Source organism: Endozoicomonas sp. (genome assembly GCF_051008435.1).
Lineage (GTDB): Bacteria > Pseudomonadota > Gammaproteobacteria > Pseudomonadales > Endozoicomonadaceae > Endozoicomonas_A.
Map to the genome: position 1 here is coordinate 21,577 of NZ_JBPCXO010000386.1, position 10,609 is coordinate 32,185.

Annotated in this window: 9 protein-coding genes; 5 read left to right on the forward strand and 4 right to left on the reverse strand. The window is 49.6% G+C overall.

Annotated elements, in window-relative coordinates:
• Window positions 1-92: 92 nt before the first annotated feature.
• Window positions 93-632: a hypothetical protein gene (locus tag ACR2PX_RS19460; RefSeq protein ID WP_434001019.1), complete on the forward strand. Its 540-nt coding sequence runs from the start codon at window positions 93-95 to the stop codon at window positions 630-632.
• 18 nt (window positions 633-650) lie between these two features.
• The gene (locus tag ACR2PX_RS19465) at window positions 651-1,028 is read left to right on the forward strand and encodes a hypothetical protein (RefSeq protein WP_434001020.1); all 378 of its coding nucleotides are present in this window, start codon (window positions 651-653) and stop codon (window positions 1,026-1,028) included.
• A gap of 10 nt (window positions 1,029-1,038) precedes the next feature.
• Here ACR2PX_RS19465 and ACR2PX_RS19470 read toward each other — a convergent pair whose 3' ends face one another.
• Genes ACR2PX_RS19470 through ACR2PX_RS19485 form a run of 4 tightly spaced genes read right to left on the reverse strand, consistent with a single transcriptional unit; the run spans window position 1,039 to window position 5,334 of the window.
• Window positions 1,039-2,196, reverse strand: coding sequence for a DUF1501 domain-containing protein (locus tag ACR2PX_RS19470; RefSeq protein WP_434001021.1), 1,158 nt, complete (start codon window positions 2,194-2,196; stop codon window positions 1,039-1,041).
• 2 nt (window positions 2,197-2,198) lie between these two features.
• Window positions 2,199-3,533 carry a DUF1800 domain-containing protein gene (locus tag ACR2PX_RS19475; protein WP_434001022.1) on the reverse strand — a complete coding sequence of 445 codons (1,335 nt, stop codon included), beginning with the start codon at window positions 3,531-3,533 and terminating at the stop codon, window positions 2,199-2,201.
• A gap of 21 nt (window positions 3,534-3,554) precedes the next feature.
• The gene (locus ACR2PX_RS19480) at window positions 3,555-4,508 is read right to left on the reverse strand and encodes a PLP-dependent transferase (protein WP_434001023.1); all 954 of its coding nucleotides are present in this window, start codon (window positions 4,506-4,508) and stop codon (window positions 3,555-3,557) included.
• Window positions 4,447-5,334, reverse strand: a complete 888-nt coding sequence (locus ACR2PX_RS19485) for a PLP-dependent transferase (protein WP_434001024.1) — start codon at window positions 5,332-5,334, stop codon at window positions 4,447-4,449. The genes ACR2PX_RS19480 and ACR2PX_RS19485 overlap by 62 nt, the downstream gene beginning before the upstream one ends.
• 252 nt (window positions 5,335-5,586) lie before the next feature.
• Between ACR2PX_RS19485 and ACR2PX_RS19490 the strand changes: the two genes are divergently transcribed.
• From ACR2PX_RS19490 to pepN, 3 genes are all read left to right on the forward strand, one after another.
• Window positions 5,587-5,844 (forward strand): DUF1315 family protein, encoded by a 258-nt coding sequence (locus tag ACR2PX_RS19490; protein WP_434001025.1) that lies wholly within the window; start codon window positions 5,587-5,589, stop codon window positions 5,842-5,844.
• A gap of 25 nt (window positions 5,845-5,869) precedes the next feature.
• Entirely contained in the window at window positions 5,870-6,709 is an 840-nt protein-coding gene (locus tag ACR2PX_RS19495; protein WP_434001026.1) for a DUF2797 domain-containing protein, read from the forward strand.
• A gap of 142 nt (window positions 6,710-6,851) precedes the next feature.
• A complete protein-coding gene (pepN, locus tag ACR2PX_RS19500; protein WP_434001027.1) occupies window positions 6,852-9,488 on the forward strand; it encodes an aminopeptidase N in 2,637 nt (878 codons plus the stop codon).
• Window positions 9,489-10,609 lie beyond the last annotated feature (1,121 nt).

The following is a 10,609-nucleotide window of genomic DNA, read 5'->3' on the forward strand; positions in this document are numbered from 1 at the left end:
TCCACTATAGTGATTAAAAAGGCATCAAGCAGTGACGAGCGAGAGTGAGTCGCTGTTTTGATTCTGATCTTTTCACTGTTAATGGAATAACTATGACTATTTCGGGCTCACCTCCCCCTTCTTCGCCCCGTAAGTCCGGGCATGTCACAAAAAAACAGAATCCAGGGCAAGCTGCCCGGCAAATATCCCCCGACAAAGTGTTAAATACTCCCGCAGAATTATTCGTGGATCGCTCTTCCCGGTCACTGAGAGATCGAGTAGTACAAGACAGTTCACAAAGAGGTGAGCTGAAGAGAGCTGTTGATGAAGCCATGACGGATTTTCCTGAGCTTCTCTCATCCACCCAATGGAATCCGGCCCTGAAGCTCAAAGACTTGCAGTCTATTGATAAGAGTTGTCAGGAGGTCAGAGAGCAAACTCGTCCCCTGAAGCTTGATTTCCTGGATAAATGTTCTTATTACGTGTCTTGCCAGTGGAATGAAGAAGTTCCTGATCAAGCGCAAGTGGATGCGTACTTTGAGAATCTGGACATCATTGGGGAAACCATCCATAAAAATAAAGTGGCAAACGCTGAAGAGCTGGCCTTAGCGACGGCTATTCATTTAATGAGTGAAGCTGGATTCAAGCAATAAGTGCAAGGTGTTTGTCTTGTGGATGTTGTGGATGTTGTGGACAATGGCTCCGATGAAGTCGTTGCCGATCATGCTTTAGTTCTGGTGGGGGCAAAGCCTGGGGATGTTGAGCTGGATAAGAAACTGAGGTTTTCCGATCTTCCAGACCATGTTCTGATCGTCGATCGCTGGTTGGGCGTTACTTGCTCACCTCAGGAATATTTCTCAGAACGAAGCCGGGTGATGGAGGAGTGGGAGCAGGCAGGGGTACCGGTTCTGGTTTTTTATGAATCCAAACCTGCTGAATTTGTCTCGCCTTTGTCCAAAGATAATGAGCTTCCTGAGGATTCTATATTCAGTGTGATACCACTCAGTCTGGATTGTTATGGTATTTCTCTGGGCGACGATGACCTGTAAACACAATGATCTAAATTGGCTTTCGACGCGTTGAGAGGCTGATCAGGTCGGTAGGTAGCGTGGGGGTGTCAGGAAATACCCTGCTCAAAGCGGAGTCGCTCATCAACCAATGCTGCTCAAGGACACTGGCAATCCAGCTTCGTATATCCGAAGTAGGTTGAAGGTCACGACCCTGGTATAAGTCATCGTCAGAAAGCCCGGGCCACTCTCCCTGAACCTTGCCGCCATTGATAGCGCCACCGGCCATGATCGGTGTTGATGCTGTTCCATGATCGGTACCACCGGTACCGTTAACCTTGACCGTTCTGCCAAATTCAGTGGCTATTATAATTGCGGTGTTATGCCACTGGTCCCCCAGGTTTTTCTGAAGTTCAGCCAGCCCCGAATTCAGTTGCTTGAATTGTCGGTTCAGTCGGGCTGCCTGATTATCATGAGTATCCCTGCCACCCATTTCCAGCATGACGGCATCCGGTGCTTGCTCGCCACTGAGCAGTTTTCCAGCAGCTCTGGCTTGAGCGACAAAGTTACCAGCCCGCTTTTTGCTCATGCTGTCTTCAGCCATGGCGCGGGTTTTCAGCCCTTGCTGAAGGGTTGCCAGTAAAGCAGGGTCTTCTTCGTAGAGTGACAGCAGTTGTTCATAAAAGTCTTCATTGGCTTCCTTGAATCGGGAAGGGTACCAGGTGGTTGAGTGCTCACTTCCACGCAGGCTCAGAGGTAAAGAGTTGGCCACCGCCAGACCGCTCGTGTCTCTGATATCCAGAGCTCTTCCTAACCACCCACTGTCGTGTTGAAACGTTGAAAGCCCGCTTTCCAGAATGTCCTGGCCATCAAAATGAGAGCGTGAGCGGTAAGGTGAGGCAACAGCCACAACCGGAGTCATCTGTTTTTGTTGATACCATTGGTGCAGTGCGGTGAGTTCCGGGTGCAAGGCAAACCCACGGTCTATGGGTAAGGCTTTATCAAGGAGTGGTTCTGTTAATGCCCCCCGCTGTTTCAAAAGGTGTGGGTCAGAAGCCGGAATCACTGCGTGCAATGAATCCATCGCTCCTCTCAGTACTATCCAGACAAGCTTTCTGTCAGAAGAGGTCGAGGGGAGGGCGCCATACAGTGATATAGGCGACAGAGCCAGTCCGGTTCCCAGAATCTTGATTAACTCTCTGCGTTTCATGTTCATCTCCTGAGGAATTCCGGACTTAACAGAAACAGAGCTGCAGACTGTTCACGGCTTTCTGCACCCATCACCCATCGACGGGTTTTAGCTGAGGTCAGGGGGCCAAAATAGTGATCCAGCAACTCCCTGGGTGAAAAGTTGGCAGACTTGAACCGTAGGCTCATCTGATTAATCCAGTCGATGCGTTTCAGCAGTGCACCACTGCCATTCCAGGCATCGGCGGTGTCGTCATATCCCGCAGGTGAACCGGCAGCAAAAGGTTTTTGACCCAGATGATTGAGCAGGTTCATGACTCGCTCGGCTGGTAGTTCTTTGACGTTGGCAACACGCAGGCTGGAAATAAAGAATTCCCGGGGAGTCTTGTACTTTTTAAACTCCGGTTGCCAGGCCTCTGGATGATGAATCAAGGTGGTCATCACCGCATGCAGATTGCCTCTTGTCTTGTTCCAGGTATCAGACAAAGCGGACACCAGAGCTTCAGGAGGTATATCGCTGATGAAGTGTCGGGCCAGTTTAAAAGAAATATGTCGTGCAGTGGCCGGATGTCTGGCCAGATCTTTCAGAATGGCTTCGCCCTGAGCTACGCCTTTTTGGTGGTAGCTTTTCCCCAAAACAGTCCGGGCTCCGGGTTCATGACCGTTAGCCCGATACTTGAAACCTTGTCGTTTATCAGCGGCGCGGGTAATACTCCAGCCGGTGATGGCTTTAGCCAGTTCCTGGATGTCGTTCAGGGTATAACCGCCACTCACACCCAGAGTGTGAAGTTCCAGAATCTCTCTGGCCAGGTTCTCATTAAGGCCTCGTTTGCGCTGCTTGCCTGTCCGTGAGTTGGGCCCAATAGAGCGTTCGTTGTCGAGATAGACAAGCATGGCCGGGTGTTGGCTCACTGCCAGCAGCATATCTTCAAAGTGGCCAATCTGGTGAGGAACTATGGCCTCCCGTTCCAGAGATGGTGCCAGAACCCGCATCCGATTACCCTGGGCACTGACACTGAAATGGTTGGAAAAGAAGTCCAGCAGACGCCAGCTCAGTGGATTCTGGCTGTTGACGGCTTCCATGACCGTGGCTGCCGATTGTTCTATATACAGCTGTCTGGCCGGATTTTCCGGCTTGTCGGCCATGGTGTTCTTGAACGCTTTTTGAGCCTTGCTGAAATCATACAAGGCTCTCATCAGCTCAGCGGAAGAAGGCGGGCGAGAGCGGTAGTGAGGGATCAACAGTTGCTTGACCAGCCATTGCTCGGGATCTTGCCGGATGCGCTCAAGATCTCCGGGTCTGGCTCCCAGGCCAAAACGGTGGGCAGCGATGGCCGTCTTTTCATGTTGATCCAACACGGCTCTCTTTCCTTGCAGGTATCAGGTCTGTCTTGATGCGTTGCTCATGAACTCCAGATGTCTGGAATGAACGTCCAGATGAGTTTCCCGGATCATTGTATCCAGCTCTTCGTCCGACATAAACTGCTCAGAGAATCCCGGCATCACCGGATCCAGATGAAGCTTCGCACAAGCCTTGAACTGCCTTATAAGATCCCTTGGGTTTTCATCGCCCATGGCCACACGAATGGTGGTCAGGAAAATACCGGCCTCTTTCTGGGCTGACTCGTCCATTTCCGAATGAGACGTTAATGCCGGACAGAGTATCAAAGTATTGCTCTGGCCGAGACTGACCATATGGCCAAACGCCGGTTCCAGAGCATCAAAGAAACGAATAAAGGCTTCTCTGGGAATATGGGCCTTTTCCATATCAATACTGAACAGTGGGCTGGGCAGCCCAAGATAGAGCTGCTCTTCTCTCAGGTCTGAATTGGGATGACTGCTCAGGGCGTGACTGTTGACCTGGATCTGCTCATGGGCGTCCAGATAATGGCTGAATACCAGAGTGTTGATGCACTTGGACAGCATTCGGTTTTCCAGGGTTTTCAGACCATTGATGATGTCCAGTGATTTGTCCGCATCCAGAAACGCTCCCTTGATGTAGTAGACGTCCCAGAACAGGGTTTCATCCCAGCGTACGTCATCGCTTTCAGTGTTTTTAGGCAGGAACATACGACGGCTTTCTCCAATAATGCCGCCCGCAGTGGCACTGCCAGAGCCGGAAATATCCTTGGTGTAACTGTGGATGACCCAGTCAGGTCGTTTGCTCTTATCTTTGTTACGCAAAGGGCGATGAAGGAAAGGAGTGGCCAGGGTTGAGTCCAGAGCGACAAGGTAACCTTTCTCATGACTCTGCTGACAGATGCTGGCGACATCAATCACATTGCCGTGGGGGTTGCAGGGGGGATTCCAGGTAAACCAGGATTTTCTTGCCATTCTGCAGGGCCTGCTGATACTTCTTTTCAACGTGCTTGAGTTTCTCTTTGAACGACTCGCTGGAGAATCCGTCAAACCATTCCAGCTGCACTGCCAGACGGTCGGGGCGGGCATAGAAGTCCTGCATCAGCTGGAAAGTACCGCCATAAACATTACGGGAGCTGAGCAGAATGTCACCATGCCTGAGCTGGTTAGCCAGCAGGGCATCAATGGCTGCCATGCCGCTGTTGAAATTCCAGGTCATGTATTCACCGGCATTTTCTCCGGCTTCCAGTGCGGTCAGGGTGTTGGCCAGAGAAATGGAAGTGGGGTTGAGCAGGCGACTGTAGATCGGGTGAGTGCTCTCTTTGCCGTGAAACGCGTCTTCAACCCACTCTGTGCAGGCATAAAGATAAGTGGCGGTTTTAACAACAGCGGGAGTCGCAGAGAAAAGGGCACCAACATTGGCAAACAGTGGGTAATCCCCTTTGACCGCGCGGCTGCTGACATCCATTCCCAGAGCATGGTAATCCTGCTTCATGCTGGGTTGCAGCATATCGATCAGTTTGGCCAGCTGGAAGCAGAGGAACTTTTTGGCATTGAAATGGCTGATTTTGTCCGATTCAGGCAATGAAGCAATGGCCTGGCAAAGATTTTCGAACTGGCTGATGTCGGAGCCCGCCTGATAAAGATTACTGGCGGCGCTAAGTAAAGATTGACCAAAGGGGGTGTCAGGTTGAATACCAAAATGCTGAAGCTGCTCCGTAGCCAGAGCATCGGAATCCTGAGCCCGGGTAGAGTTGCGAACGGGAGACAGACGCTGCATAACAGGAATCTGGTTATCCATACATAGATCCTTTCTATCAAGAAAATGCTCCGGCTTCGTGATACAGAGCGGGTTACATTTTCCGCTTAAGGCTTGTTTTTATTGGGAATTACAGCAAACATCCCGGTAAGGTGATGAAGACTGCGTTTTTTTTGCGCTATGGGCATTCTTCGCTTGTGGCGATTTGGTAGTATTATCCTTTCCTATTTATCAGACCATGTAATGGACGAAAAGCCAATACTCCTGAACATGGCAAACTGTAAGGTTGATCGAATGCAGCTTAAGGACTTTTTGGAGCACATGACTCCGGAAATCTATCAGAACATGAAGCAGTCTCTGGAACTCAGCCGCTGGCCTAATGGAGACAAGCTGGACCCGGAGCATCGGGAAGCCATTCTGGAGGCACTGATTGCCTGGGAGCATGACAACCTGCCGGAAGAAGAGCGCATTGGTTACATGCCTGTGGGCTGCAAAAGTGCACCCAGTCAGGATGAGACTGAATCCACGATTTTGCGCTTTAAGCAGCCATGAGCCAGTAAGAGAGGAGGTACAGAACTTGACTCAAAGCCTGAGTGGCGCACTGCGCAAGATGGAATCCGTGCTGAAGAACGGTCAGCCGGTCGAATATCAGCTGCCTGTAGGCGATGATCTGCTTCCCATGAATGAGCTGATGGGGAAAAAGCTGACCCTGGAATATCAGGGGGCGATCAATTGCAGCCACTGTGGTCGTAAGACCAAGAAAAGCTTCAGCCAGGGTTTCTGTTACCCCTGTTTTAAAAAGCTGCCCCAGTGTGACAGCTGTATTATGAGCCCCGAAAAGTGTCATTATCATGAAGGCACCTGCCGTGATTCGGCCTGGGGCGAACAGTTCTGCATGACCGATCACGTAGTCTACCTGGCAAACTCCTCGGGTTTAAAAGTAGGCATTACCCGTGCGACCCAGGTGCCTACTCGCTGGGTGGATCAGGGCGCGACTCAGGCATTGCCTTTTGTCAGGGTGTCTACACGACTGCAGTCTGGTTTGATTGAAACCCTGTTCAAGGAATTTGTCAGTGATCGGACCAACTGGCGAGCCATGTTGAAAGGGACGGCTGATCCTCTGGATCTCAAAACCCAAGCCGCTGATCTGCTGGATATGAACCGCTCAAGGCTGGAAGCCCTGCAGGAACAATTTGGTCTGCAGGCTATCACTCCGGTGGTTGATCCGGAAATCGTTGATATTCGCTATCCGGTGGAGCAATATCCTGTCAAAGTGACTTCGATGTCCTTTGATAAAAAACCGGTGATTGAAGGTGTGCTGCAGGGAATCAAGGGGCAATACCTGATTCTTGATACCGGTGTGATCAATATTCGCAAGCATACTTCTTATCAGGTCAACGTATCCGTTGCTGCCTGATCAGTATGAAGGGGAAGTCAGGCTTCTGAGGCTCCTCTTCAAATCATTGAGCCAAAAGCTCTAACACTCATACAGCCATGACCGTGTCGTGCCATTAAAACTCAAACAACAAAGGCACGGCCATGGTAAAGGAAGGTTGAAAATGAAAGACGCGCAACCCAGAGCCATTTACCTGAAAGATTATCAGGCTCCGGACTATTGGATTGATACCACCGATCTGACCTTTGATCTGTTCGAAGATCATGCACTGGTGACCTCGGTACTTGGAGTGCGTCGTAATGAAGATCATGGGGACGAAACCCCGGATCTGACCCTGGTAGGCATCGATCTGGAACTGGTCAGTGTCTATGTTGATGGTTCAGAGTTAACGGCTGAGCAGTACATTCTTGGTTCAGAAAGCCTGACGGTGCCAGTGGCCAGCAGGGCGTTCTCCCTGACCGTTGTGACGCGCATTCGTCCTCAGGAAAACACCTCTCTGGAAGGATTGTACAAATCCAACGGCATGTTCTGCACCCAGTGTGAAGCAGAAGGCTTCCGTAAGATCACTTACTATCTGGATCGCCCGGACGTTATGTCCAAATTCACCACCAAAGTGATTGCTGACAAGGGCCGTTACCCCATTCTTTTGTCCAATGGTAACGACATTGCCCGTGGCGAATTCGACAGTGGACGACACTGGATAACCTGGGAAGACCCGTTCAAAAAGCCCAGCTATCTGTTTGCCCTGGTAGGGGGCGATCTGGAAGTGGTAGAAGATACCTTTACCACTATGAGTGGCAAAGAAGTGGCGCTGCGCATTTTCACTGAGTCCCATAATATTGATAAATGCGACCACGCTATGCTGTCACTGAAAAAGTCCATGAAGTGGGACGAAGACGTGTATGGCCGTGAGTACGATCTGGATATCTTCATGATCGTAGCGGTGGATCACTTCAACATGGGCGCGATGGAAAACAAGGGTCTGAACATTTTCAACTCTTCCTGCGTGCTGGCCAGCCCCGATACCGCAACTGACGCCAGTTATCAGCGTGTCGAAGCCATTGTCGCTCACGAATACTTCCATAACTGGTCTGGCAACAGGGTGACCTGTCGTGACTGGTTCCAGCTGAGTCTGAAAGAAGGTTTTACGGTATTCCGTGATGCTGAATTTTCAGCCGACATGAACTCTCGGGGTGTTAAGCGCATTGAAGACGCCACTGTGATGAAGACCGCACAGTTTGCTGAAGATGCCGGCCCCATGGCTCACCCTATTCGTCCACAATCCTTTATTGAAATTTCCAACTTCTACACCCTGACCATTTACGAAAAAGGCTGTGAAGTGGTCCGGATGATTCAGACCATTGTCGGTAAAGATAATTTCCGTAAGGGTTCAGATCTGTACTTTGACCGCCATGACGGTGAAGCAGCTACCTGTGAAGACTTTGTCAAAGCCATGGAAGACGCTTCCGGTGTCGATCTCAGTCAGTTCCGTAACTGGTACAACCAGGCTGGAACACCCGTTATTGCTGTTACCGATCGTTTTGATCAGGACTCAGGTCAGTACTCTCTGACTATTGGTCAGAGTTGCCCGGCTACACCGGGTCAGGACACCAAGCTGCCTTTCCACATTCCTGTGGCGATTGCTCTGCTGGACAGGGAAGGCAAGGCTCTGCCTCTCAACGAAGCGGGCGCGACTGAGCAGCTACTGCATGTCACTGCAGCAGAAGAAACCTGGACTTTCGAGGGGCTGGCTGAAAAACCACTGCCTTCTATTCTCAGGAACTTCTCTGCACCGGTTCGTGTTAACTACGACTACAGCCGTGAAGACTTGGTATTTCTGATGAAATACGACAGCGATGGCTACAATCGCTGGGATGCCGGTCAGCGTCTGGCAACAGCCGTTATTGAAGATCTGGTTAGCGGGCTGCTGAAAGGTGAAGAAGCTGAGATAGATTCAAGACTGATTGAAGCTTTTGGGGTTGTTCTGGCAGATGATAAGCTGGACAAAGCGGTTAAAGAAGAAATGTTGACGCTGCCTTCTCAAGCCAGTCTCGCAGAGCAGGCTGAAGAAATTCATCCTCTAGAGATCTGTGAATCCAGAAGTCGTGTTCGCAAGGCCATTGCTGCTGCACATAAGGACAAACTGCTGGAGCTTTATCATGCTCTGGAGCTGAAAGGTGAATATCGTCCGGATGCTGATGATATTGCCAAGCGTACCCTGAGAAATACTTGCCTCGGCTACCTGGTTGAACTGGAAGACGACAGCCTTCAGCAACTGGCTGAAGATCAGTACAGAAATGCCAGCAACATGACCGATCTGCGTTCTGCAATGAGTGCAGCCATCAACTCCAGCTATCAGAGTCAGGAAACCATTAATTCCCTGCTCAATGATTTCCTGGGTCGTTATAAAGATGACTCAGTGGTTATGGACAGCTGGTTCATGATGCAGAGCGGCAGTCCCTCCTTGGGCACCCTGGAGCATGTGAAGGCATTGCTGGAGCACGAATCCTTTGACCGCACCAGCCCGAACAAGCTGAGAGCGCTGATTGGTGGTTTTGCCAGTGGCAATATGAAGCAGTTCCACTCAGGCACGGGCGAAGGTTATGAATTCCTGGCGGACTGGATCATTACTCTGGATAAACAGAACCCGCAAACCGCATCTCGTTTGATGACACCGCTGACTCGTTGGAAGAAATACGAGCCAGTGCGTCGCGAGTGTATGAGAAAAGCGCTGGAGCGGATCAAGGCTGTACCGGATCTGTCTACCGATATTTATGAAGTAGTCACCAAGAGCCTTTAATTCCCCACCTCTTTCTACCCTGTTTCCATTAAGGAAGCAGGGTAGATCTGGTTACGTACTTATGCCTACCCTTTCCTGTCAGATACTGGCACAATGTCGCTCAATTATAAAAAACTGAACCCGTTTCAGAACAGCAGGATGCAACTTGAGCTCAGGGACAAACGCTCGGAATGATCACCACAGCCAAAGTCTATGGGCGGTAGCGTGCCTGGCTTCAACTCACCGTGAATGCTTCGATCAGTTTGCATGAAAGTTACGTGAATTTAGTTCGTATATGTAGATTTTCTCATAGCTCCCTATCTGATTGATTTTAAACATTAATATTCTAAAAAAGTAAGTATGGGAATATTAAGCGAATAATATACAAATCATGAAATGCGACAGGTTAAATAATGACTATAAAAGTCGGATCAGGCCCGCAGACGCTGGTATTCATGGGGTCTGCTGAAAGTCGTGTTTCCCAGAGATAGTATGTTATGCGACACTTAGTCGCATAAGTAGGCTGTTACATTTAAAGATGTCGTAATGAAAGACCAGACCAGATATGAAATAACATACGGGATTCTAGCTTCGGTCATTTCGATGGTGTCTCTCTTTATTATCGTTACAGTAATATCAGCTTTCTACTTTGGGTTGGATTTTGGTGAACTTATATTCGTTTCGGTAGTTTGTTTTGTTTCTGTCGGCTATACGCTTTTGGTATCTTTGTTCTACGGTACACCTGTATATCTATTTCTAAAGCACAAAGAACTTATGTCCCCTTTGATATTTGCGTCGTTTGGCGCATTTGGCGGGCTAATATTTGGATTGTTTTTTAATGGTATAAAGATAGAGCAGTCGATTGTGTTCATATCTATTGGTACTTACGTGTCATACTTTTATCAGTATGGAGCAAAATTGAGCGTCAAAAATGTAACAAGTTGATGCTGTTCGTTCCGGCAACTGCGTTGCCTCCACCGGACAGTCCGGCTACGCCGGCCTGCCGCAGATCAAGGCGTTAAGCGCTCCCAACCTCAACATCATCCCAAGGAAGAATAAAAATGATATTGGAAACAACTATTACAAAAGAAGAAGCTCTTTTAAAGCTCCGGGAACAAAGCCGAATAGCGAAACCAGTCATT